Below are 23,032 nucleotides of genomic sequence, written 5' to 3'. Positions count from 1 at the left end.
CCAAGAGATTGCCGGGCCGACGCCCCACATGGCGCCTACGCACGGTAAATTTCAGGCCATGCCACGTGGACGCCATCGCCATTCCCCGCCTCTGCACAAGCTGATGCCGCCGTCCGCGGTCGCCGGCGCCGCGGTCGTGTGCGCCGCGGCCGCCTGGCTGCCCGGCGACCCGGTGATCGCGCGGCTGCTCGCGGTCGCGGCGGCCGCCGCGGCCGTCACCGGCGCCGTCCTCATGCGCAGTTGGGACCGGAACGCCGGCCTCAAGGTCGCCGAACTCGACCGGGCGCGCGCCGCCGAGGTGTGGAAGGCCGAGGAGCGGACCGCCGAGCTGGAGGCCGACCTCGAGGAGTCCCGCGCGCTGCGCTCCCGGCTCGACGCCAAACTCCGCGCCAAGCGCGTGGAGCTCGCCGGACTGCGCGGCGAGCACGCCGACCTGCTCCGCCGGTACGCCACCGCGGAGACCGAGCGCGCCAGCGCCCTGGAGGGCCGCCGCGTCCTCGCCCTGGAGACGAGCGCCGCCGCCCCCGACGCCAAGGCGCTGCCCGCCGCCGGATCCACGCCCACCCCGGAGGCCTTCCGCCGCGCCGCCCAGGCCCTGCGCGACCTCCCGCGCAACGCCGCGGCCCAGCAGGCCCGCCGCACCGCCGAGGCCGCCCGCGCCCGCGACCTCGCCGAGCGCGCCCGGGACACGGAGGAGCCGCAGGGGAAGCACGCGGCGGCCGCCGGAACCGAGCAGCACACCCGCCCGGCCGCCGCCACCCCCTCCACCGCCCTGCCCGCCGTCCCGGTCGCCTCCGCGGTCGTCCCGTACGCGGCCCGCAGGCCCGTCCCGCGCCCCGAGGGCGGCTTCGACTTCTTCGGTACGCAGAAGGCGGCGGCCGCGATCGAGGCCGTGCAGAACAGCGACCTCGCCGACGTCGTGGGCGAGGAGGTCCTCGCCTCCGCCACCCCCCTCCTCACGCCGGTGCCGCCGGCCCCCCGCACGATCGGCCAGGTCATCGACCTGACGGCGCACGACGAGACGGAACAGCTGGACGTCGCCGAACTCAGGGGCGCGGTCAGCTCCTGACGGCCCCGGCCCGGGTGGGCGGCTACTTGTCGATGTCGCCCACCACGAAGAACAGCGAGCCCAGGATCGCCACCATGTCCGCGACGAGGGTTCCCGGGAGCAGTTCCACCAGCGCCTGGATGTTGTTGAAGGACGCCGAGCGCAGCTTCAGCCGGTACGGGGTCTTCTCGCCCTTGGACACCAGGTAGTAGCCGTTGACGCCGAGCGGGTTCTCGGTCCAGGCGTACGTGTGGCCCTCCGGTGCCTTGAGCACCTTCGGCAGCCGCTGGTTGATGGGCCCCTGCGGCAGCTCGGCCATCCGGTCCAGGCAGGCGTCCGCCAGGTCGAGCGAGTTGTGCGTCTGGTCGAGGAGGCACTCGAAGCGGGCGAGGCAGTCGCCCTCCTGCCGCACGGCCACCTTCAGGGTGTCCTGGAGCTCCCCGTACGCGAGGTACGGCTCGTCACGGCGCAGGTCGAAGTCGACGCCCGAGGCGCGGGCGATGGGCCCGGACACCCCGTACGCGTGGACGGTCTCCGGGGCGAGGACGCCGACCCCGCGCGTACGGCCCCGGAAGATCTCGTTGCCGAGGACCAGCCGGTCGTACACGTCCATCCGCGACCGCACGTCCGCGACGGCCTGCCGCGCACGGCCCAGCCAGCCCGCGGGCAGGTCCTCCTTGAGGCCGCCGACCCGGTTGAACATGTAGTGCATCCGGCCGCCGGAGACCTCCTCCATCACCGCCTGGAGCTCCTCGCGCTCCCGGAAGGCGTGGAAGACGGGCGTGATGCCGCCCAGTTCGAGCGGGTACGAGCCGAGGAACATCAGGTGGTTGAGGACCCGGTTCAGCTCGGCGAGCAGCGTCCGCGTCCACACGGCCCGCTCCGGGACCTCCATGCCGAGCATCCGCTCGACGGCCATGACGACCCCGAGCTCGTTGGAGAACGCGGACAGCCAGTCGTGGCGGTTGGCCAGCATGATGATCTGCCGGTAGTCCCGCGCCTCGAAGAGCTTCTCGGCGCCCCGGTGCATGTAGCCGATCACCGGCTCGGCGTGCCGGACGACCTCGCCGTCCAGCACGAGCCGGAGCCGGAGCACGCCGTGGGTCGAGGGATGCTGCGGTCCGATGTTCAGCACCATGTCGGTGCTCTCCGCCGCGCCGCCGATTCCGACCGTCGTCTCCGTCATGCGGTCAGTATCCCCTGCCGTCCCGGGCCACCGGGCCCCCGTCCCAGGGGCGGACGCGGCAGCTCAACCAGAGGAAGTCGCCGAGACCGCCGCGGGCGGTCAGCTCGGCCGCCTCACCGGCGGAGGCGAGCGCACGGACGTACCCGGCGGGGTCGGTCGAGGCGAGCGAGAGCGGCGGCCGCGCCCCGGACACCCCGAGCCGACCCAGCGCCTCCCGCTGCGTGACCAGCTCGGCGCCGGGCGCACCGGAGTCCCCGCACGCGTCCAGCGCCACATGGGACGTCACGTCGCAGCTTCCGTCCGGGACCGGCGGGACCTCGCGGCCGTCGCGGAAGCCGGTCAGGGTCCCGAAGGGCGGCCGGGCGGCCCGTACGTGCGCGTAGTCCACGGCCACCGCGCGGCCCGCCGCCAGCGAGGCGACCGCCGCCGCCCAGGCCTCGTCGCGGGGGCGCCCGATCTCGGCCCGCGCGCCCGGTTCCCGCAGCGGCCACCAGCGGTCCAGCCAGTCGGCGTCCGGGCCGGTGACGGGGGCGCCGAGCCGTTCGGTGCCGTCCGGCGCGACCTCCACGTACCGGACCGTGCCGCCCGCGTCCGCCTCGGCGACGTCCACCGGCACGTTGTCGAGCCACTCGTTCGCGAAGAGCAGCCCGCGCACGCCCCGCGGCACCCGGTCCGTCCACTCCACCCGTGGGTCGAGCCCGTCCGGGCGGGCGGCGCGCTCGACCGCGACCGCCCGCACCGTGAGCGAGGACCCGACCGCCGCGAGCACCGACGTCAGCAGCTCGCCGCGGCCCGCGCCCACGTCCACCAGGTCGACCTCGTCCGTCCCCAGCTCCTCGGCGACCTCGGCGAGCAGCCGGGCCACGGCTCCCGCGAACAGCGGGGAGGCGTGCACCGAGGTGCGGAAGTGCCCCGCCGGCCCCTCGGGGCGCAGATAGAAGCCCCCGGGGCCGTACAGCGCCCGCTCCGTGGCCTCACGCCACCCCTGCCACTCCTGCCCCTGACACGTCTCGTCCGTCACGTGCCCCAGTCTCCACCTCGGGGAGTACGGGTCCCGCGCCAAGGATCGACCCCACGGTTGATCCGGACACCTGTCGGCCTTCCCTACTCTGGGTGACGTGCAGCGCCTCTACGACTTCATCCGCAGACACCCGACGGGCGTCGACGGCTTCTGGGCCGTCGTCCTCCTCGGGATCTCCCTGCTGTGGGTGGGGCAGACCTACCCGACGGTGGACCAGCCCGTCGCGTACGGCGTGATCGCCGCGCTGTTCTCCCTGGTCGTGGCCCTGCGCAGACGGGCCCCGGAGAAGATGCTGCTGCTCGCGGTCGCCCTGGGCGTGGCCCAGCTCGTCCTCGGCGTGGTGCCGTTCCTGGCCGACTTCGCGATGCTCGTGATCATCTTCACCGTCGCCGCGCACGACGGACCCCGCTGGGCGTCCCGGCTCGCGCTCGTCGGCGGACTGAGCGCCTCCACGCTCTCGCAGATCAGATGGCCCATGGAGGCGCCGGGCTCGGACGCGGCGAAGGTCTTCTTCACGATCATCATGACCGTGCCGTTCGCCCTGGCCTGGGTCCTCGGCGACTCGCTCAGAACCCGCCGGGCGTACTTCGCGCAGCTGGAGGAGCGGGCCTCCCGCCTGGAGCAGGAGCGCGAGGCCCAGGCGAAGGTCGCGGTCGCCGCCGAGCGGGCCCGGATCGCCCGCGAGCTGCACGACGTCGTCGCGCACAACGTGTCGGTGATGGTGGTCCAGGCGGACGGCGCCGCCTACGTCATGGACTCCTCCCCGGAGACCGCCAAGCAGGCCCTGGAGACGATCTCCACCACGGGCCGGCAGGCGCTCGCCGAGATGCGCAGACTCCTCGGGATCCTGCGCACCGGCGAGCACCAGGAGGCCGGGGAGTACGTGCCCCAGCCCGACGTCGGGCAGATCGAGGACCTCGTGGAGCAGGTCCGGGGCGCCGGGCTCACGGTCGACTTCGCGATCGAGGGGAGCCCGCGCCCGCTGCCCAGCGGCGTCGAGCTCACCGCGTACCGGATCGTGCAGGAGGCCCTCACCAACACGCGCAAGCACGGCGGTCCCGACGTCGGTGCCAGCGTGCGCCTCGTCTACTTCGACGACGGCCTCGGCCTGCTCGTCGAGGACGACGGCCGGGGCGCTCCGCAGGAGATGTACGAGGACGGCGGCGCCGACGGCCGGGGCCACGGTCTGATCGGCATGCGGGAGCGGGTCGGCATGGTCGGCGGCACCCTGGACGCGGGCCCGCGTCCGGGCGGCGGTTTCCGGATCAGCGCCCTGCTCCCCCTCAAGCCCGCTCACTGAACCCCTAAGGAACTGACCTGATGTCCATCCGCGTGATGCTCGTCGACGACCAGGTGCTGCTGCGGACCGGTTTCCGCATGGTGCTCGCCGCCCAGCCCGACATGGAGGTCGTGGCGGAGGCCGGCGACGGCGTCGAGGCCCTGGAGGTGCTGCGTTCCACGGCGGTCGACGTCGTCCTGATGGACGTGCGCATGCCGAAGCTGGACGGGGTGGAGACGACCCGGCGGATCTGCGCGGAGCCGGGGGCGCCGAAGGTGCTGATCCTGACGACGTTCGACCTCGACGAGTACGCCTTCTCGGGCCTGAAGGCGGGCGCGAGCGGCTTCATGCTGAAGGACGTGCCGCCGGCGGAGCTGCTGGGCGCGATCCGCTCGGTGCACAGCGGCGACGCGGTGGTGGCGCCCTCGACCACCCGCCGGCTGCTCGACCGCTTCTCGCCGATGCTGCCGTCCTCGGGCAAGGAGCCCGAGCACAAGGGGCTGGAGCGGCTGACGGACCGGGAACGCGAGGTGATGATGCTGGTCGCGCAGGGCCTGTCGAACGGCGAGATCGCCGCCCGGCTCGTCCTCTCCGAGGCGACGGTGAAGACGCACGTGGGCCGCATCCTGACCAAGCTGGGCCTGCGCGACCGGGTCCAGGTCGTGGTCCTGGCGTACGAGACGGGCCTGGTCCGGGCGGGCGGCGGCGCGCTGTAGAGCGCCTCGGAGGCCCTAGCGGAGCACCGACTCCAGGAAGTCGCTGCCGAGCCGGGCGACGACGGAGACGTCGAGCTGGTGGAGCACGTACCGGCCGCGGCGCTGCGTGGTGGTCAGCCCGGCCTTCTTCATGACCGAGAGGTGGCGGGAGACCTCGGGGGCGGTGATGCCGTACGCGTCGGCCAGCTCGCTCGTCGTGTACGCGCCCCGGGCGAGGCTGCGGCACATGCGCATCCGCATCGGGTGCGCGAGCGCCTCCAGGCGCAGCTTCACGGCCTCCACGGGGGCGCCGCCGCCGAGGTCGCGGGCGGGCACGGGGTACTGGACCACCGGCTGCCAGCCGGGCGCGTGCAGCGCGAAGAGGTGCGGCCAGCCGAAGGCGGTCGGCAGGAACGTCACGCCCGAGCCCTCGGCGCTGGTGCGGCCGTGGATCAGCTTGTCCACGACGATCCGGGTGCCGGCCGCGTCCTCCTCCAGGACCATGGCGGAGGAGGCGTCGGCGACGGCCTCGGCCAGCCCCTTGCGGCGCATCAGCTCGGTCTTGTGGCGGGCGTCGGCGGCGAGCTGGATCCGGACGCGGTGCCAGGTGTCGGCGAAGAAGGCCTCGTCGCAGTCCTCCAGGAGCCGCCGGACCCACGCGCGCGTGGCGGGCGGGTCCGCGAGCATCCGCTCGGCGAAGGCGGCCTGGCGCGGGCCGCGCGCGGCGGCGAGGTCGAGGGCGCGGCGCCGCATCCGCTCGTCGACGAGCGGGGAGGGGGCGCCGTGCGTGTAGTGGCTGGCGCAGGAGATCTCCAGGGCCGAGGCCACGTACTTCTCGTCGTCCATGCGGTCGAGGTCGTCCAGTTCCTCGGCGAGGGTCTCGCGGGGGAGGGACGGCAGCAGGATGTCGGAGCGGGTCGAGCGCCACATGAAGTCGGCCTCGTGGAGGCGGTCCGCGAGCTCCGGCTTGAGCGCGGCGGCCGTCGTGGTGGTCCAGGCGTGCAGCCGGGGGTGGTGCGTGGGCTCGGCGAGGGCGTGCAGGGCGGCGCCCAGCTCGGCCAGCGGCGAGGGGCAGAAGGCGATCCGCTCGTGCGGCAGTCCGGTGATGTCGATGGTCACGCTCACCCGTCCATGGTGCGGGGTGCGGCGGGGGAGCTGTCGTCCCGTTTGACGGCCCCCGTCAATCGGCGGGCCCCGGATTGACGGGGGCGGTCAATCCGGGGGCCGGGCCGTGGCGGCGCGGCGCACGGTGAGGCCATGAACGCGCTGCACCAGTACCTCTTCGACACCTACCGCGCCGCCCGCCTCGGCGAACCGCTGCCGCCGGAGCCCGGCACCCACGACGTGGCCGTGCTGCGGGCCGTCCGGGACCGCCGCCGCTTCGAGCGGGTGCCGGCGGGCCGCCGGACGCACGGCACCGTCCGCGCGGCCCTGCGCCGCTGGATGCGGCCCACCGCCTGAGGCCGGGCGGGGGTCAGCCCCCGACGCGCGCCAGGAAGTCCCGTACCGCCTCCTTCACGTCCTTCGCCGTCCACTCCAGGCCGGATCCGGCCACCGTCAGTTCCGTGAAGGACACCCCCGGCGGGCCGGCCGCGCCCGGGGTGAACCAGCGGCGGAAGAACGCGGTGCCGGTGTCCTCGGTCTGGGCGAGGGCCGCCGCCGTCAGGACGTCCGGGTCGTACGGCAGCCAGACCTGGAACTGGTGGGTGTGCGGGGTCTCCGGGTGGACCCGGAACCAGCCGGTGCCCGCCTCCGCGAAAGCCTCCCGGACCGCGTCGGCCACCACGCGCGCGTGCGCCACGTACGAGGGCAGCCGGGGCAGTTCGACGTCCAGGCCCCGGAGCGCGGAGAGCGCCGCCGGGTACTGCTGGAAGACCATCCCGCCGTACCGGTGCCGCCAGATCCTCGCCTCCTCCATCACGTCCTCGGGGCCGGCGAGCGCGGCCCCGGACATGCCGCCGAGGGACTTGTAGAACGAGACGTACACGCTGTCGGCGAGCCCCGCGATCTCCGCGAGCCCGCGGCCGAAGTGCGTCGTGGTCTCCCACAGCCGGGCCCCGTCGAAGTGGACCACCGCGTCCCGCTCCCGGGCCGCCTCCACGGCCTCGGTCAGCTCCTCCCAGGACGGCAGCACGAAGCCGGCGTCCCGCAGCGGCAGCTCCAGCATCAGCGTGCCGAAGGGCTCCGGGTGGTCCCGTACCTCCTCGGCGGTCGGCAGCCGGGGCGCGTCGGTCGGGTGGACCGTGCGGAGCCCCGAGACGGCCCCGAACGCGCCGTTCTCGTGGACCTCGGGGTGGCCGAGCGGATGGAGGGCGACGACGGGGCTTCCGGTGCGGCCGGCCCAGCAGCGCAGCGCCACCTGCTGGGCCATGGTGCCGGTCGGGAAGAAGACGGCGGCGGGGAAGCCGAGCTCCTCGGCGACGCGCCGCTCCAGCTCCTCAACGAGCCCGTTGCCGTACGTGTCGAGCGGGGCCTCCTCGTGGCCGGCGGCCTCCGTCCAGGCGGCCAGTTCGCGCAGCCGCGAGCCGACCGTGCCGTCGACCGAGGTGTTCCACAGGGTGCGCTCGGCGCCGCCCCACACCTTCGCCCGGTGGAGCCGGGCCGCTTCCTCGTCCACAGGGGTCTCGACAGAAGTCCCGTCCACAGAAGTCTCGTCCACAGGAGCCTCGACGGGAGTGTCCACAGGAGTCTCAGGATTCATGGGCTGATCATCACACCACCGCCCACACCCTGTGGACAGTCACGGAGGCAGGTCGAAACGCTGGCGTAGCATGACCAGAAATCGTCCGGTACCCGCCGAGGACTGGAACGGAAGGCCGTCCCCACCGTGAACGCACCAGCAGCGCCAGAGCCCAGGGCATCGGAGCCCCGGGCCGAGGACCGACCCGCCCGGCTCACCGTCGGAGTCGTCGGAGCCGGCCGGGTGGGCCCCGCCCTCGCCGCCTCGCTCCGGCTCGCCGGGCACCGCCCCGTCGCCGTCTCCGCGGTCTCCGACGCCTCCCGGCGCCGCGCCGCCGAGCTCCTGCCCGACGTCCCGGTCGTCGAGCCCGCCCGCGTCCTCGCCCTCGCCGACCTGGTCCTGCTGACCGTGCCGGACGACGCGCTGCCGGGCCTGGTCGAGGGCCTCGCCGACACCGGAGCCGTACGTCCCGGCCAGCTGCTCGTGCACACCTCCGGCCGGTACGGGGCGCGGGTCCTGGACCCCGCCCGCCGGGCCGGCGCCCTGCCGCTCGCCCTGCACCCCGCCATGACCTTCACCGGCACCGCCGTCGACGTGCAGCGGCTCGCCGGCTGCTCCTTCGGCGTGACCGCGCCCGAGGAGCTGCGGCTCGCCGCCGAAGCCCTGGTGATCGAGATGGGCGGCGAGCCCGAGTGGATCGCGGAGGAGGCCCGGCCGCTCTACCACGCGGCCCTGGCCCTCGGCGCGAACCACCTGGTCACCCTGGTGGCCCAGTCGATGGAGCTGCTCCACAAGGCCGGGGTCGCCGCCCCCGACCGGATGCTGGGCCCGCTCCTGGGCGCCGCCCTGGACAACGCGCTGCGGTCCGGGGACGCGGCCCTCACCGGGCCCGTCGCGCGCGGTGACGCCGGCACGGTCGCCGCCCACGTCGCCGAGCTCCGCAAGCACGCGCCCGCCACCGTCGCCGGCTATCTGGCGATGGCCCGCACGACCGCCGACCGGGCGCTCGCGCACGGCCTGCTCAGGCCCGAGCTGGCCGAGGACCTCCTCGGCGTGCTGGCCGAGCCGTCGGGCGGAGCCGCCCACCCCGCAGACCCCGCCGACGGGCCGCAAGGAGACGAGCGATGACCCTGTCCGCCCGCAAGGACACCGAGGGCGCCGAGGGCGGCCGGTCCGTCCGCCACGAGCCGGCCGAGCTGCTGCCCGCGGTCGAGGACCTCCGCGACGCCGTGGCCCACTGGGGCGTGCCCGGCCGCACCGCCGTGGTCATGACCATGGGCGCCCTCCACGAGGGCCACGCCACCCTGATCCGGGCCGCACGCGAGCGCGTCGGCGCCAAGGGCTTCGTCGTCGTCACCGTCTTCGTCAACCCGCTCCAGTTCGGTGCCGGCGAGGACCTCGACCGCTACCCCCGCACCCTCGACGCCGACCTCGCGCTGGCCTTCGAGGCGGGCGCGAGCGCCGTTTTCGCGCCCTCCGTCGACGAGGTCTACCCGGGCGGCGAGCCGCAGGTCCGGATCACCGCGGGCCCGATGGGCGAGCGCCTCGAAGGCGCCTCCCGGCCCGGCCACTTCGACGGCATGCTGACGGTCGTCGCCAAGCTGCTCCACCTCACCACGCCCGACCTGGCCTTCTTCGGTCAGAAGGACGCCCAGCAGCTGGCCCTGATCCGCCGCATGGTCCGCGATCTGAACTTCCCCGTCGAGATCGTCGGCGTGGAGACCGTCCGCGAGACCGACGGCCTCGCCCTCTCCAGCCGCAACCGCTACCTGTCGGCGGGGGAGCGCCGGACGGCCCTGTCGCTGTCCCGCGCGCTGTTCGCCGGCCGGGAGCGGCTCGCCGCGCAGGAGGCGCTGCGCGCGCGTGCCGTCTCGCTGCCCGGCGCCCAGGGCCGGGCCGAGAACCGCGCCGAGGCCCTGTCGCGGCTCGGCGAGGCCCGGGCCGCCGCCGACGCCCACGCGGTCGCGCAGGCCGCCGAGGGCGGCGCCGCCGGGGCCGTGCGGGCCGCGGCCCGTGCCGTCCTGGACGAGGCGGCCAAGGCCGATCCGCCGCTCACCCTCGACTACCTGGCCCTCGTGGACCCTGCCGACTTCACCGAGGTCGCCGACGGCCACGAGGGGGAGGCGGTCCTCGCGGTCGCCGCGCGCGTGGGGAGCACGCGGCTCATCGACAACATCCCCCTGACCTTCGGAGCCACCAAGTGACCGGAATACGGCTGCACGCGCCCACCCCGGGCTGGGCCATCGACGCCGACGTCGTCGTGGTCGGCTCCGGGGTCGCCGGGCTCACCGCCGCCCTGCGCTGCACCGCCGCCGGGCTCCGTACGGTCGTCGTCACCAAGGCCCGGCTCGACGAGGGCTCCACCCGCTGGGCCCAGGGCGGCATCGCGGCCGCGCTCGGCGAGGGCGACACCCCCGAGCAGCACCTCGACGACACCCTCGTCGCCGGTGCCGGGCTCTGCGACGAGCGGGCCGTGCGGGCCCTGGTGACGGACGGCCCCGACGCCGTCCGCCGCCTGATCGCGACCGGCGCCGACTTCGACAGGACCGCCGACGGCGAGATCGCGCTGACCCGGGAGGGCGGCCACCACCGCCGCCGGATCGCCCACGCGGGAGGGGACGCGACCGGCGCCGAGATCTCCCGCGCCCTGGTCGAGGCGATACGGGACCGGGGCGTGCGCTTCATCGAGCACGCCCTCGTCCTGGACCTCCTCACGGACGCCGAGGGCCGCACGGCGGGCGTGACCCTGCACGTCATGGGCGAGGGGCAGCACGACGGCGTCGGCGCCGTCCACGCGCCCGCGGTGGTCCTCGCCACCGGCGGCATGGGGCAGGTCTTCTCCGCCACCACCAACCCGGGCGTCTCCACCGCCGACGGCGTCGCGCTCGCGCTGCGGGCCGGCGCCGAGGTCTCCGACCTGGAGTTCGTCCAGTTCCACCCGACGGTGCTCTTCCTCGGGGCCGGCTCCGAGGGCCAGCAGCCGCTGGTCTCCGAGGCGGTACGGGGCGAGGGCGCCCACCTGGTCGACGCCGACGGGGTCCGCTTCATGCTCGGGCAGCACGAGCTGGCCGAGCTGGCGCCCCGGGACATCGTCGCCAAGGGGATCATCCGCCGGATGCAGGAGCGGGACGCCGAGCACATGTACCTCGACGCCCGCCACTTCGGCGCCGAGATGTGGGCGGAGCGCTTCCCGACGATCCTGGCGGCCTGCCGCTCCCACGGCATCGACCCGGTGACGGAGCCGATCCCCGTGGCCCCCGCCGCCCACTACGCCTCCGGCGGCGTCCGTACGGACCTGTCGGGCCGGACGACCGTGCCGGGCCTGTACGCGTGCGGGGAGGTCGCCTGCACGGGCGTCCACGGCGCCAACCGGCTCGCCTCGAACTCGCTCCTCGAAGGCCTGGTCTTCGCCGAGCGGATCGCCGAGGACGTCGTGGCGAGCGCCCCCGGCCGCGGCCCCGCCGTCCCGGTGGAGCACCCGGCCCCGGTGGTCCTCCCGCTGCTCGACCCCGGCGCCCGGCGCCGCATCCAGCGCACCATGACCCTGGGCGCAGGAGTGCTCAGGTCCGCCGAGAGCCTGCGTACGGCCTCCCGGGAGCTGGAGGCCCTCCACCTCCCGCCCGCCGCGCCCGACGACGAGGCCGGCGACCGGAAGTCCGCCGAGCCGGGCGTCGAGTCCTGGGAGACCACCAACCTGCTGACCGTCGCCCGCCTCCTGGTCGCGGCGGCGGACCGCCGCGAGGAGACCCGCGGCTGCCACTGGCGCGAGGACCACCCCGACCGGGACGACGCGCGCTGGCACCGGCACCTCGTCGTCCGTCTCACCCCGGAGCGGACCCTCGACGTCCGCACCACCGACACCTCCGACTTTCCCCCCACCCTCGACGCCCCAGGGAGCCGTAAGTGAGCACGCCCGAGGAAGCCCGTCCGCAGCCCGTGGACGTCCCTCTCATCCAGATCAACACGGTCTCCTCCGACGAGACCGGCGGCTGCGGCGACGGCTGCGGCTGCGGCGACGGCGAGGAGTTCGAGTGCGGGCTCGACCCCGCCCTCGCGCAGCTGCTCGCCGACGCCGGTCTCGACCCCGTCCAGGTCGAGGACGTCGCGCACCTCGCGATCGCCGAGGACCTCGACGGCGGGGTCGACGTCACGACCGTGGCGACCGTCCCCGAGGACGCCGTCGCCACCGCCGACTTCACCGCCCGCGAGGCCGGTGTCGTGGCCGGTCTGCGGGTCGCCGAGGCCGTCCTGTCGATCGTCTGCGCCGACGAGTTCGAGGTCGAGCGGCACGTCGAGGACGGCGAGCGCGTCGAGGCCGGGCAGGTGCTCCTGAGCGCCACCGCCCGCACCCGCGACCTGCTCACCGGTGAGCGCAGCGCCCTGAACATCCTGTGCCGCCTGTCCGGCATCGCCACCGCCACGCGCGCGTGGGCGGACGCCCTGGAGGGCACGGAGGCGAAGGTCCGCGACACCCGCAAGACGACGCCGGGCCTGCGCGCCCTGGAGAAGTACGCGGTCCGCTGCGGCGGCGGCGTCAACCACCGCATGTCGCTGTCCGACGCCGCCCTGGTGAAGGACAACCACGTGGTGGCGGCCGGCGGCGTCGCCGAGGCCTTCAAGGCCGTCCGCGAGATGTTCCCCGAGGTGCCGATCGAGGTCGAGGTCGACACGATGCACCAGGTCCGCGAGGTCCTGGACGCGGGCGCCGACCTGATCCTGCTCGACAACTTCACCCCGATGGAGACCGAGGAGGCCGTCGCGCTCGTCGCGGGCCGCGCCGTCCTGGAGTCCTCGGGCCGGCTGACCCTGGAGAACGCGCGGGCGTACGCGGAGACCGGCGTCGACTACCTGGCGGTCGGCGGCCTCACCCACTCCTCCCCGATCCTCGACATCGGCCTGGACCTGCGCGAGGTGCGCGCCTGATGCTGCTCACCATCGACGTCGGCAACACGCACACGGTGCTCGGTCTCTTCGACGGCGAGGAGATCGTCGAGCACTGGCGGATCTCCACGGACCCGCGCAGGACCGCCGACGAGATGGCGGTCCTGCTCCAGGGCCTCATGGGCATGCATCCGCTGCTCGGCGTCGAACTGAGCGACGGCATCGAGGGGATCGCCATCTGCGCGACGGTCCCCTCGGTGCTGCACGAGCTGCGCGAGGTGACCCGCCGGTACTACGGGGACGTGCCGGCGGTCCTCGTGGAGCCGGGCGTCAAGACGGGGGTGCCGATCCTCACGGACAACCCCAAGGAGGTCGGCGCCGACCGCATCGTCAACGCGGTCGCGGCCGTCGAGCTGTACGGCGGCCCGGCGATCGTCGTGGACTTCGGCACGGCGACGACGTACGACGCGGTCACCACCCGCGGCGAGTACGCGGGCGGCGCGATCGCCCCGGGCATCGAGATCTCGGTGGAGGCCCTGGGCGTCAAGGGCGCCATGCTCCGCAAGATCGAGCTGGCCCGCCCGCGCAGCGTGATCGGCAAGAACACGGTCGAGGCCATGCAGTCGGGCATCGTCTTCGGGTACGTGGGCCAGGTCGACGGCGTCGTGGCCCGGATGAAGCGCGAACTGGTCGGTCCGAAGGGCGACCCCTCCGACGTCACGGTGATCGCGACCGGTGGCCTGGCGCCGATGGTCCTCGCCGACTCGAAGGAGATCGACGCGCACGAGCCCTGGCTGACCCTGATCGGCCTGCGCCTCGTGTACGAGCGGAACGTGTCCCGCATGTGAGGGTGGGCCCGGCGCGCCGCGATGATCGCTAAGAGGAAATTGTCCGATTAGCGCGTAGTGTCGGCCCATGCCCACGCCATACGGATCCCGCGGCGGCATGGCGTTCAGCGCGGACGAGCTGCGTGTGCTCCGCCGCGCCCTTGCCACTGCCCTCCATCCCGCCCCCCTCCAGGACGAGGACGTCCGGGACTGCCTGTGCCTGGCCCAATCCGTGGACGAGGCGGTACGCGAGGCCGGCCGGCAGCGCGCCTTCCTCCTCGACGACCTGGTCCGCTACCGCGAGGCGCTGCCCGGGTCCCTCAGCGGCTACCTGGAGCTCCTCCGGGACGCGCTGGCCGCCGGGTACGACCCGGTCGCCGACGACCTCGCCGCCCTGCGCGCGCTGCGCCGCAACCCGGTCGCCGCCGAGCTGCTCGCCCGCTGCCAGATCCTCGCCGAGCGCTCCGTACGCGCGCGCCTGGCCCGGGTCTCCCAGGCCACCGCCTCCAGTGCGCCCTCCCGGGCCCGGCTGCTCGCGCTGCCCGGCGGGCGCGCGGCGGGCGACGAGCCCAAGCCGACCCCGCCCGCCCCGGTCAAGCGCCCGGCCCCCAAGCCCTCCGAGGTCTTCCCGCCACGCCGACGCCCGGTTCCGCCGCCCCCGCCCGAGCAGCGGGTCGCCGGATAGCTACTCTGGACGGCATGGACTACGTATCCGCGCTCCTGCCCCCCGTCGTGATGGCGGCGTTCTTCATCGCCCTCGTCACCGTGATCGTCAAGAGCCAGGGCGGCCCCAACAAGGCCAAGGAGGACGCGGTCGTGGACGCCGCCCTCGCCCGCGCCGAGGCCGCCCGCCAGGCGGACGGCTCCTAGCTCCACCCCGTACAGCGCCGAGGACGTACGACCCTTCGAGGTCGTACGTCCTTTTTGTTGGTTTTCTGGAGCGGATATCCCCATACCTGCCTTTTGCGCACTATGGTGACGCTGTGCCGCGCCCCTTGGGAGAACTCGAAGACGCCGTCATGACGCGCGTCTGGCAATGGAACCGCCCCGTGACCGTCCGGGAGGTTCTGGAGGACCTCCAGCAGGAACGGTCCATCGCCTACACCACCGTCATGACCGTCATGGACAATCTCCATCAGAAGGGCTGGGTCCGCAGGGAAGTCGAAGGCCGCGCCTATCGATATACGGCGGTCTCCACCCGCGCCGCCTACTCCGCCGCCCTCATGAACGAGGCGTGGGCGCAGAGCGACAACCCCGCCGCCGCACTCGTCGCCTTCTTCGGGATGATGTCGCCGGAACAGCGCGAGTCGCTGAACGACGCCATCCGCATCGTCCAGCGCGACAACCCCCTCCCCGCCGCCCCGCGCGAGGCCGAGGGTGGCGAAGGACAGGCCGCTCCGTAGCGATAGCGTCCCCCCATGTCGACCTCCGCCAAAGCCGTCACCGTACGCAGGGCCCGCACCAGCGATGTGGCCGCGGTCCGCCGTCTCGTCGATCCATTCGTGCAGCGCGGCATCCTGCTCGACAAGGCGACCGTGACCCTTTACGAGTCCATCCAGGAGTTCTGGGTCGCGGAACGCGACGAGGACGCCGTCGTCGTCGGCTGCGGCGCACTCCACGTCATGTGGGAAGACCTCGCAGAAGTCCGTACTCTCGCCGTCGATCCCGACTTCAAGGGCGCCGGCGTCGGACATCAGGTGCTGGACAAGTTGTTGCACACCGCCCGTTGGCTCGGGGTGCGGCGGGTATTCTGCCTGACCTTCGAAGTCGACTTCTTCGCGAAGCACGGCTTCGTCGAGATCGGCGAGACCCCGGTCGACGGAGATGTCTACAGCGAGCTCCTCCGTTCCTATGACGAGGGAGTCGCCGAGTTCCTCGGTCTCGAACGAGTGAAGCCGAACACCTTGGGCAACAGCCGGATGCTTCTGCACCTGTGACGCGGAACCCCGTGATCCTCTCGTGGAACCCTATGTCCGAATCGCGCACGTTTCCCGCGTTGCCAGGGATCTGAACCTCTCCCAGGGGTTTGTGTTTTTCCGGGAAAAGCGGTTTCCTTTCCGCGTACTGCATTTTCGATGAAAGGAAATCCGGTGGCACAGAAGGTTCAGGTCCTTCTTGTCGACGACCTCGACGGCGTCGAGGCGGACGAGACCGTGACGTTCGCGCTGGACGGCAAGACCTACGAGATCGACCTCACCACCGCCAACGCGGAAAAGCTCCGTGGCCTGCTCGAGCCGTACACCACGAGTGGCCGTCGCACCGGCGGCCGCACCACCGGCGGACGCGGCAAGGGCCGCGCCGTGGCGACGGGCAGCCAGGACACCGCGAAGATCCGCGCGTGGGCCAAGGAGAACGGCATGAACGTCAACGACCGCGGTCGCGTTCCCGCCGACATCAAGGCCGCCTACGAGGACGCGAACCGCTGAGGCGACAGCTGCTGAGACGCCCCACGGGTACGGGCACTCAGCAGCCGCACCCGGTGGCACTCCGCCGCGGCGGCGGCCACGAGGCGCACCAGGCAGGGGGCGTCCGCAACGCCCCACGGCGCGGACCGCAGCGCCGGAAGCGAGGCCTCGACCTCGCGACCCGGCGCGGGCGCCCGCAGCCACACCGCGGCGCCCGGCGCGCCGGATCCGCCCCGCCCCGGGGGAAGGGGTGCGGTCATCCGGCCGTCGGCACCGAGGATCGCGAGATCCAGTGAGATCCCGCCCCACTCCAGCCAGTCGAGCAGCCCCGGCAGCTCCTCCGCGCTCCCCGCGGCCACGAGCAGCCCCATCCGGCGCCCCACCAGGGCCACGGGACCGGTCGCCGCGCCCATCCGGCACAGCACCCCCCGGCCGGCCTCGGCAGGCACCTCCAGGACGTCGAAGCGCAGCCCCGTGACCAGACCCACCGGCGGGCCCGCCACCGTCGCCCAGCCGAGCTCGTCCTCGTACCACCGCGCGAGACCGCCGTCGATCGGCGAACGGGGCGGCGGAACGGTGAAGGACATGCCGGGGGAACTCCCGAGAAGGCGCGTTGGTTACGCCCGGCGGTGACACAGCGTCCCCCGGGGGTCGCGCAAGGTGTCCGGGATGGGGGTGTGCGAGTGCATTCGGGCGCGCAAGGGTGTTCGCTGGTAGCGGAGGGAACCGGGGTGCGCCGCATGGAGTGTCAGTCCTTACGGGTAAGACATTCCTAGTGGAGAGGGGCGACTCGCGGGCTTCGGCGTCTCACGTTCGCCATCGGCGTAGTGAAGGCGCGGGTAACTACTTGGCCTGCGGGAACATCGTCTCGCACCATCGGGTTGGAGCATTTGTCGGCTGTTCGGCAGCAGGTCTCCCCACTGAGAAGGGGGTGATCCGGACGGATGTCGGCAGTTGGAATGAGCGGTCCCCGCTTGCGGGACTAAGCTGCGGAAGGACAGGGAGGGGATCGACCCCTAACTGACTGACCGCTCTGAGGAGCGATTAACGATGTTCGAGAGGTTCACCGACCGCGCGCGGCGGGTTGTCGTCCTGGCTCAGGAAGAAGCCCGGATGCTCAACCACAACTACATCGGCACCGAGCACATCCTTCTGGGCCTTATCCACGAGGGTGAGGGTGTCGCCGCTAAGGCCCTGGAGAGCCTCGGGATTTCGCTCGAGGCGGTCCGCCAGCAGGTGGAGGAGATCATCGGCCAGGGCCAGCAGGCCCCGTCCGGGCACATCCCCTTCACCCCTCGTGCCAAGAAGGTCCTGGAGCTGTCGCTCCGGGAGGCCCTCCAGCTCGGCCACAACTACATCGGCACCGAGCACATCCTGCTCGGCCTGATCCGCGAGGGCGAGGGCGTCGCCGCCCAGGTCCTCGTGAAGCTGGGCGCCGACCTCAACCGGGTGCGGCAGCAGGTCATCCAGCTGCTCTCCGGCTACCAGGGCAAGGAAGCCGCCACGGCCGGCGGTCCTGCCGAGGGCACCCCCTCGACGTCCCTGGTCCTCGACCAGTTCGGCCGGAACCTCACCCAGGCGGCCCGCGAATCCAAGCTCGACCCGGTCATCGGGCGCGAGAAGGAGATCGAGCGGGTCATGCAGGTGCTGTCCCGCCGCACCAAGAACAACCCGGTCCTCATCGGCGAGCCCGGCGTCGGCAAGACCGCCGTCGTCGAGGGCCTGGCGCAGGCCATCGTCAAGGGCGAGGTGCCCGAGACCCTCAAGGACAAGCACCTCTACACCCTGGACCTCGGCGCGCTGGTCGCCGGCTCCCGCTACCGCGGTGACTTCGAGGAGCGCCTGAAGAAGGTCCTCAAGGAGATCCGCACCCGCGGCGACATCATCCTGTTCATCGACGAGCTCCACACCCTCGTGGGCGCGGGCGCCGCCGAGGGCGCGATCGACGCCGCGAGCATCCTCAAGCCGATGCTCGCCCGCGGTGAGCTCCAGACCATCGGTGCCACCACGCTCGACGAGTACCGCAAGTACCTGGAGAAGGACGCCGCCCTCGAGCGCCGCTTCCAGCCCATCCAGGTCGCCGAGCCGTCGCTGCCGCACACCATCGAGATCCTCAAGGGTCTGCGCGACCGGTACGAGGCCCACCACCGGGTCTCCATCACCGACGAGGCACTCGTCCAGGCCGCGACCCTGGCCGACCGGTACATCTCGGACCGCTTCCTCCCGGACAAGGCGATCGACCTGATCGACGAGGCCGGCTCCCGGATGCGCATCCGCCGGATGACCGCGCCGCCGGACCTCCGCGAGTTCGACGAGAAGATCGCCGGCGTCCGCCGCGACAAGGAGTCCGCGATCGACTCGCAGGACTTCGAGAAGGCCGCGTCCCTCCGCGACAAGGAGAAGCAGCTCCTCGCCGCGAAGACCAAGCGCGAGAAGGAGTGGAAGGCCGGCGACATGGACGTCGTCGCCGAGGTCGACGGCGAGCTCATCGCCGAGGTCCTCGCGACCGCCACCGGCATCCCGGTCTTCAAGCTGACCGAGGAGGAGTCCTCGCGTCTGCTCCGCATGGAGGACGAGCTCCACAAGCGCGTCATCGGCCAGAAGGACGCCGTCATCGGCCTCTCGCGGGCCATCCGCCGTACCCGTGCGGGTCTGAAGGACCCGAAGCGCCCCGGTGGCTCGTTCATCTTCGCCGGCCCGTCCGGCGTCGGTAAGACGGAGCTCTCGAAGGCGCTCGCCGAATTCCTCTTCGGCGACGAGGACGCGATGATCTCCCTCGACATGTCGGAGTTCAGCGAGAAGCACACGGTTTCCCGTCTCTTCGGTTCGCCGCCCGGATACGTCGGCTACGAAGAGGGCGGCCAGCTCACCGAGAAGGTGCGCCGCAAGCCGTTCTCCGTCGTCCTCTTCGACGAGGTCGAGAAGGCCCACCCCGATATCTTCAATTCCCTTCTCCAGATCCTGGAGGACGGTCGCCTGACCGACTCCCAGGGCCGGGTCGTGGACTTCAAGAACACGGTCATCATCATGACCACCAACCTCGGGACCAGGGACATCTCGAAGGGCTTCAACCTGGGCTTCGCCGCCCAGGGCGACACGAAGTCCAACTACGAGCGGATGAAGGCGAAGGTCAGCGACGAGCTGAAGCAGCACTTCCGCCCGGAGTTCCTCAACCGTGTGGACGACATCATCGTCTTCCCGCAGCTGACGCAGGAGGACATCCTCCAGATCGTCGACCTGATGATCAGCCGCGTCGACGAGCGCCTCAAGGACCGGGACATGGGCATCGAGCTCTCCCAGTCCGCGAAGGAACTGCTCGCCAAGAAGGGCTACGACCCCGTGATGGGCGCCCGGCCGCTGCGCCGGACGATTCAGCGCGAGATCGAGGACACACTCTCGGAGAAGATCCTCTTCGGCGAGCTGCGCCCCGGTCACATCGTGGTCGTGGACACGGAGGGCGAGGGCGAGGAGCGCAAGTTCACCTTCCGCGGCGAGGAGAAGTCGGCCCTGCCGGACGCCCCGCCGATCGAGGCAGCGGGCGGCTCGGGCCCGAACCTCTCGAAGGAAGCGTGACGCACGCGCTGAGCCCGTAGCGCTGTGAGGGGCGGCCCCGGAACCTTGATGGTGTTCCGGGGCCGCCCCTTTGCTGCCTGTGGACGGGCCCTGAGCCGGTCACCGAGGACGGTCAGCTCATGCGAGGACTTTGACGGTGGGCGCGAGGGCTTCGGTGCCGGCGAGGCGGACGCCGAAGCCGTTGACGTACCGGAGCCCGGCCAGGGACGCCAGCGGTGTGAGGTCGTGGACCTCTCCTTCGCGGTCGCTGTGGAGGGTCAGCAGACGCAGGGCGGGGAAGGACCGGGCGATGGCATCCAGTGGTGCGGTGCGGCCGGAGCAGTCCACGAGCAGATTCTCCGTCTGCGGCAGCCTCAGCGATTCCGGGAGGCTCTGCAGGCTCTCGGCCGGCAGTTGAAGCTGCGAGAGGCGGTCCGGAGCAGCCACGGCGTGCCAGTCCTCCTCGCTCATGACGGCTTCGATGATGGCGAGGACCTGGAGACCTGCCAGGCGGCGGAGGAAGGCGAGCCCTCCTGCGGGAGGGCTGGTCAGGGTGAGACTGCGCAGCCTGTTGTCGGAGGGGAGGTGGCTGAGGGACGGGGCCAGTGTTCCGGGCATCCGCGCGATACGCGCCTCGCCCAACGCCATGCGGAGCATGGCCGTGCCGTCGAGGGTGAGGCTCGGACTCATGCGCAGTTCGAAGCGCTCGGGGCGCAGCCCGAGGCGGGCGATCTGGGCCGCCTGGTCGTCGGACACGAGGGTGAAGTCGAGGTCGCTCGGATCGAGCCGGGCGATGATCTCCTCCGCGTAGGGCGCGGTCGCGAACCGGGCCCACCCCCACATCAGCTGGGAGCGGACCCCTAGGGACAGATGGTCCGTGAACCGCGCGAGGTAGGGCAGGGTGGCGTCGTCCGTGATGTGGGTCGCCGTGATCACCACATCCTCTGCCACGTCGTCCTCAAGACCCTCAGGACCCGGCAGCAGGTCCAGGACCGCCCGTCCCACCCTCGCCAGCTCCCGGGCCTCGTCCGGGCCGTGCGGCGGGATCACCTCGGCCGTGCGGGCCAGGATCCGTTCCCGGATCTCCGGTGCCACCTCCGTCGCGTGGTGCAGCGCCGTCGCCGCCACCACCAGGACGCGGAGCTGGGTCCGGCGGTCCGGTGCCGCGTCCGCCGCCTTCAGCAGCTCGTCGAAGATCTCCGCGCACTCGCGCGGGCGCGCGTGCCCGACGGCCATGCGGATGACGTCCTCCCACTGGTCGTCGGCGGCGTGGCGGACCAGGACACCGATGTCCCAGCGGTCCACCAGGGCTTTCGCGGCCAGGTAGTCCTGGAAGGTGCGGTGGACGAAGTCGACCGTGTCCGCCGTCGGCTCGCGCAGGAGGCCGCTGCGGTGGAGGAGGTGGGTGAAGACCAGGGCGGGGTCGTAGCCGGCCGCCTCCGTGATCGCGGGCACGGCCTCCCGTACGACGTCCTGCGCGTGCGCGCGGTCCATCGTCGTGCGGCCGTTGAGCGTCAGCCAGTACGCGATCCGCTGGATGAGCTGGATCTGCGGGGTCTCGCCGAGGTCGATCCCGTACGGGGTCCCCATGTCCCGCTCGCGGTCGCGGCGCGAGAGCAGCATCGCGAGGGCCGCGTCGTACAGCGCCTTCCGGCCGCGCGGCAGGAAGCCGCGCCTGCCGTGGTGCAGGGCGCAGATCAGTCCGCACATGAGGGGGTTGGTGGCGAGCTGGGCGACGTCCGCCGTCGTGCGCAGGGCGTCGAGGAGGGGCTGTTCGTACGGTGCCGCGTCCGGTCCGGCGGCCCGGTGCCAGCGGCGGACGAAGGTGGCGACCTCGGCGGAGGACATCGGGGCGAGGGTGAGTTCGGCGAAGCCGTCCGGGGCGAGCCAGTCGTCGCGTACGGCGGTGGGGCGGGAGGTCACGAGCCAGCGGTTGCCGTCGTAGGAGTCGAGGAGGTCGCGGAGCCAGCGGCGCGCGCGGTCCCGCTCGGCCTCGGGGATCTCGTCGATGCCGTCGACGAGGACCAGGCCGCGCCCGGCGGCGAGGACGCGGTCGGCCCAGCCGTCGGGTGCGGAGAGCGGGCAGCCGACGGCGGAGAGGAAGCGGTCGGGGGCGGGGAGCCGCTCGCCGTGGCGGGTGAGGGCGCGCAGGGGGAGGACGAAGGGGATGCGGTCGCGGAGGTACCCCATGCCGTCGGCGAGGTCCTCGCGTGCGGCGGAGACGGCCAGCCACTGGATGAGGGTCGTCTTGCCGGAGCCGGCCGTGCCGCGCAGGAGGACCTTGTCGTGCCGGGTGAGGATCTGGTCGGCGCGGCAGCCGGACGGGTCTCCCCGGAGGATGGTGATGTCGGTGAACCCCGCCGAGTCGGCCGACTCCACGTACTCCCTGTACTCCCGGCGCAGGCGGCTCGGGGACACGAGCCCTCCCGTCGCCTCCAGCGACAGGTACGCCACGTCCAGCGGCCACTTCTCCGGGGCGTCCCGGAGGTCCACGCCGTAGATCGTCAGGCGCCCGTGTTTCTTGGCGAGGTGGGCCAGGTAGCGGCGCTCGAAGTCCGCGTCCCGGGAGTCGGTCCGGGGTGTCCGGCGGATGACCTCGTCCATCTTCGCGATGAGTTCTCGCTGGCCGCGGGTCTGTTCCACCAGGCTGCGGGCCACGAAGGTGGAGCGCTGGGTGAAGAAGTCGAGGACGTGGAGGCAGGCCCACTCCGTCATCGACTCCAGGTAGAGGACCGAGTCCGTCGACAGGCCGTCCGGGGCGGGGGCCGCCGCACGGAGGCGGCGGGCGAGGTCGAGGTGGCCGAGGCGGACCGCCTGGACGTCGTCCATGTCGAGGTCGCCGAGGGCGAGGAGGGTCCGGGTCAGGGTCTCGACGAGCGCCTCGGTCTCGTCGGCGGGGAAGGGGCGTTCGCCGTCCCCGCTCAGGGACCGCTCGACCAGGGTCGCGGCGAGCTTCCGGACGTCCTTCTCCGTGAGCGTGCGCTTCTCGCCGCGGAAGGTGACCAGGGAGGAGAGCCGGATCTTCTGCGACGAGCCCGTGAGACCGGCGCCCGGACCCTCGCTGACCAGCAGTTTCTTCAGCAGCGGGCCGATCGCGGCCGAGGCGAGGCGCGTGCCGATGAGTGCCGGTTCCATGCGTGGTCCCCCCGTGGATTCCCTGGATTCCCGAAGCGGTCAGCGTAGTGCGGGACGGGCTTCGGGGCGGTCCGGTTGCGTGACCCAGGTCCCATTCGGGGTGGGGCGCTGGTGACCTCGCGCACAGGCGTTTCGGGGGGTACTAACCGGAATAGTGGCGACGTTTGGGGTCGATTCGGGACGTTCAGGTGTGAACCGTAGGGGCTTTGGTCCCGATGTGGGCAGAACCGGGCGTCGGGCAGCGTTTCAGGTGGTTCCGGACCCCCGCGACGTGGGCGTAAACCGATTCTCTTGTTCCGGTATGTCCGTTTTCGCGACCCCTC

Annotated in this window: 21 protein-coding genes; 15 read left to right on the top strand and 6 right to left on the bottom strand. The window is 72.6% G+C overall.

Annotation, left to right across the window (positions count from 1 at the left end):
* The first annotated feature begins 58 nt into the window (after positions 1-58).
* Positions 59-1,069, top strand: coding sequence for a hypothetical protein (locus GGE06_RS14255; protein WP_116160321.1), 1,011 nt, complete (start codon positions 59-61; stop codon positions 1,067-1,069).
* Positions 1,070-1,091: 22 nt separating this feature from the next.
* Here GGE06_RS14255 and GGE06_RS14250 read toward each other — a convergent pair whose 3' ends face one another.
* Entirely contained in the window at positions 1,092-2,234 is a 1,143-nt protein-coding gene (locus tag GGE06_RS14250; protein ID WP_116160322.1) for an NADH-quinone oxidoreductase subunit D, read from the bottom strand.
* A gap of 4 nt (positions 2,235-2,238) precedes the next feature.
* Entirely contained in the window at positions 2,239-3,255 is a 1,017-nt protein-coding gene (locus GGE06_RS14245; protein ID WP_184931014.1) for an SAM-dependent methyltransferase, read from the bottom strand.
* Between the two features lie 97 nt (positions 3,256-3,352).
* On the opposite strand from GGE06_RS14245, the gene GGE06_RS14240 reads away from it, so the two are divergent.
* Positions 3,353-4,555: a sensor histidine kinase gene (locus tag GGE06_RS14240; RefSeq protein ID WP_116160324.1), complete on the top strand. Its 1,203-nt coding sequence runs from the start codon at positions 3,353-3,355 to the stop codon at positions 4,553-4,555.
* 20 nt (positions 4,556-4,575) lie between these two features.
* Positions 4,576-5,250 carry a response regulator gene (locus GGE06_RS14235; protein ID WP_116160325.1) on the top strand — a complete coding sequence of 225 codons (675 nt, stop codon included), beginning with the start codon at positions 4,576-4,578 and terminating at the stop codon, positions 5,248-5,250.
* A 15-nt stretch (positions 5,251-5,265) separates the two neighbouring features.
* On the opposite strand, the gene GGE06_RS14230 is transcribed toward GGE06_RS14235, so the two are convergent.
* The gene (locus GGE06_RS14230; RefSeq protein WP_116160326.1) at positions 5,266-6,354 is read right to left on the bottom strand and encodes a DUF5937 family protein; all 1,089 of its coding nucleotides are present in this window, start codon (positions 6,352-6,354) and stop codon (positions 5,266-5,268) included.
* Between the two features lie 132 nt (positions 6,355-6,486).
* On the opposite strand from GGE06_RS14230, the gene GGE06_RS14225 reads away from it, so the two are divergent.
* On the top strand, positions 6,487-6,690 hold the full coding sequence (locus tag GGE06_RS14225) for a hypothetical protein (protein ID WP_116160327.1): 204 nt from the start codon (positions 6,487-6,489) through the stop codon (positions 6,688-6,690).
* A gap of 13 nt (positions 6,691-6,703) precedes the next feature.
* Here GGE06_RS14225 and GGE06_RS14220 read toward each other — a convergent pair whose 3' ends face one another.
* On the bottom strand, positions 6,704-7,930 hold the full coding sequence (locus GGE06_RS14220) for a threonine aldolase family protein (protein WP_116160328.1): 1,227 nt from the start codon (positions 7,928-7,930) through the stop codon (positions 6,704-6,706).
* 126 nt (positions 7,931-8,056) lie between these two features.
* Here GGE06_RS14220 and GGE06_RS14215 point away from each other — a divergent pair, with 126 nt between their 5' ends.
* The 10 genes from GGE06_RS14215 (at position 8,057) to GGE06_RS14170 (ending at position 16,043) form a co-directional block, all read left to right on the top strand.
* On the top strand, positions 8,057-9,037 hold the full coding sequence (locus tag GGE06_RS14215) for a Rossmann-like and DUF2520 domain-containing protein (protein WP_116160329.1): 981 nt from the start codon (positions 8,057-8,059) through the stop codon (positions 9,035-9,037).
* Positions 9,034-10,113, top strand: coding sequence for a pantoate--beta-alanine ligase (panC, locus tag GGE06_RS14210; protein ID WP_184931013.1), 1,080 nt, complete (start codon positions 9,034-9,036; stop codon positions 10,111-10,113). Before GGE06_RS14215 ends, panC begins: the two co-directional genes overlap by 4 nt.
* Positions 10,110-11,816: an L-aspartate oxidase gene (locus tag GGE06_RS14205; protein ID WP_184931012.1), complete on the top strand. Its 1,707-nt coding sequence runs from the start codon at positions 10,110-10,112 to the stop codon at positions 11,814-11,816. Before panC ends, GGE06_RS14205 begins: the two co-directional genes overlap by 4 nt.
* Positions 11,813-12,832, top strand: a complete 1,020-nt coding sequence (gene nadC, locus GGE06_RS14200; RefSeq protein WP_116160332.1) for a carboxylating nicotinate-nucleotide diphosphorylase — start codon at positions 11,813-11,815, stop codon at positions 12,830-12,832. The genes GGE06_RS14205 and nadC overlap by 4 nt, the downstream gene beginning before the upstream one ends.
* The gene (locus GGE06_RS14195) at positions 12,832-13,638 is read left to right on the top strand and encodes a type III pantothenate kinase (protein ID WP_116160333.1); all 807 of its coding nucleotides are present in this window, start codon (positions 12,832-12,834) and stop codon (positions 13,636-13,638) included. Before nadC ends, GGE06_RS14195 begins: the two co-directional genes overlap by 1 nt.
* A 97-nt stretch (positions 13,639-13,735) precedes the next feature.
* Positions 13,736-14,302, top strand: coding sequence for a hypothetical protein (locus tag GGE06_RS14190; RefSeq protein WP_184931219.1), 567 nt, complete (start codon positions 13,736-13,738; stop codon positions 14,300-14,302).
* 14 nt (positions 14,303-14,316) lie between these two features.
* The gene (locus GGE06_RS14185) at positions 14,317-14,487 is read left to right on the top strand and encodes a hypothetical protein (protein WP_181924602.1); all 171 of its coding nucleotides are present in this window, start codon (positions 14,317-14,319) and stop codon (positions 14,485-14,487) included.
* Positions 14,488-14,600: 113 nt separating this feature from the next.
* On the top strand, positions 14,601-15,020 hold the full coding sequence (locus GGE06_RS14180) for a BlaI/MecI/CopY family transcriptional regulator (RefSeq protein ID WP_116160335.1): 420 nt from the start codon (positions 14,601-14,603) through the stop codon (positions 15,018-15,020).
* 15 nt (positions 15,021-15,035) lie between these two features.
* Positions 15,036-15,554 (top strand): amino-acid N-acetyltransferase, encoded by a 519-nt coding sequence (locus GGE06_RS14175; RefSeq protein WP_116160336.1) that lies wholly within the window; start codon positions 15,036-15,038, stop codon positions 15,552-15,554.
* A 153-nt stretch (positions 15,555-15,707) separates the two neighbouring features.
* Positions 15,708-16,043, top strand: a complete 336-nt coding sequence (locus GGE06_RS14170) for a histone-like nucleoid-structuring protein Lsr2 (protein ID WP_030324199.1) — start codon at positions 15,708-15,710, stop codon at positions 16,041-16,043.
* Here the strand turns inward: GGE06_RS14170 and GGE06_RS14165 are convergent.
* The gene (locus tag GGE06_RS14165) at positions 16,022-16,609 is read right to left on the bottom strand and encodes an SCO3374 family protein (protein WP_116160337.1); all 588 of its coding nucleotides are present in this window, start codon (positions 16,607-16,609) and stop codon (positions 16,022-16,024) included. The two genes, GGE06_RS14170 and GGE06_RS14165, sit on opposite strands and share 22 nt — an antisense overlap.
* Positions 16,610-17,072: 463 nt before the next feature.
* Here GGE06_RS14165 and GGE06_RS14160 point away from each other — a divergent pair, with 463 nt between their 5' ends.
* Positions 17,073-19,595 (top strand): ATP-dependent Clp protease ATP-binding subunit, encoded by a 2,523-nt coding sequence (locus GGE06_RS14160; protein ID WP_116160339.1) that lies wholly within the window; start codon positions 17,073-17,075, stop codon positions 19,593-19,595.
* A gap of 117 nt (positions 19,596-19,712) precedes the next feature.
* Here GGE06_RS14160 and GGE06_RS14155 read toward each other — a convergent pair whose 3' ends face one another.
* Positions 19,713-22,709 (bottom strand): NACHT domain-containing protein, encoded by a 2,997-nt coding sequence (locus tag GGE06_RS14155; protein WP_184931011.1) that lies wholly within the window; start codon positions 22,707-22,709, stop codon positions 19,713-19,715.
* Positions 22,710-23,032 lie beyond the last annotated feature (323 nt).

Origin of the sequence: Streptomyces nymphaeiformis, assembly GCF_014203895.1 — a bacterium.
Classification (GTDB): domain Bacteria; phylum Actinomycetota; class Actinomycetes; order Streptomycetales; family Streptomycetaceae; genus Streptomyces; species Streptomyces nymphaeiformis.
Note: the sequence above shows the minus strand (reverse complement) of the source record. Positions and strands in the feature narration are given on the sequence as shown.

Excerpts from the sequence above, each read along its gene's own strand:
- GGE06_RS14255 (WP_116160321.1), top strand. The coding sequence starts at position 59 with ATGCCACGTGGACGCCATCGCCATTCCCCGCCTCTGCACAAGCTGATG.
- GGE06_RS14250 (WP_116160322.1), bottom strand. The coding sequence starts at position 2,234 with ATGACGGAGACGACGGTCGGAATCGGCGGCGCGGCGGAGAGCACCGAC.
- GGE06_RS14235 (WP_116160325.1), top strand. The coding sequence starts at position 4,576 with ATGTCCATCCGCGTGATGCTCGTCGACGACCAGGTGCTGCTGCGGACC.
- GGE06_RS14225 (WP_116160327.1), top strand. The coding sequence starts at position 6,487 with ATGAACGCGCTGCACCAGTACCTCTTCGACACCTACCGCGCCGCCCGC.
- GGE06_RS14220 (WP_116160328.1), bottom strand. The coding sequence starts at position 7,930 with ATGAATCCTGAGACTCCTGTGGACACTCCCGTCGAGGCTCCTGTGGAC.
- panC (WP_184931013.1), top strand. The coding sequence starts at position 9,034 with ATGACCCTGTCCGCCCGCAAGGACACCGAGGGCGCCGAGGGCGGCCGG.
- GGE06_RS14195 (WP_116160333.1), top strand. The coding sequence starts at position 12,832 with ATGCTGCTCACCATCGACGTCGGCAACACGCACACGGTGCTCGGTCTC.
- GGE06_RS14190 (WP_184931219.1), top strand. The coding sequence starts at position 13,736 with ATGGCGTTCAGCGCGGACGAGCTGCGTGTGCTCCGCCGCGCCCTTGCC.
- GGE06_RS14185 (WP_181924602.1), top strand. The coding sequence starts at position 14,317 with ATGGACTACGTATCCGCGCTCCTGCCCCCCGTCGTGATGGCGGCGTTC.
- GGE06_RS14175 (WP_116160336.1), top strand. The coding sequence starts at position 15,036 with ATGTCGACCTCCGCCAAAGCCGTCACCGTACGCAGGGCCCGCACCAGC.
- GGE06_RS14165 (WP_116160337.1), bottom strand. The coding sequence starts at position 16,609 with ATGTCCTTCACCGTTCCGCCGCCCCGTTCGCCGATCGACGGCGGTCTC.
- GGE06_RS14160 (WP_116160339.1), top strand. The coding sequence starts at position 17,073 with ATGTTCGAGAGGTTCACCGACCGCGCGCGGCGGGTTGTCGTCCTGGCT.
- GGE06_RS14155 (WP_184931011.1), bottom strand. The coding sequence starts at position 22,709 with ATGGAACCGGCACTCATCGGCACGCGCCTCGCCTCGGCCGCGATCGGC.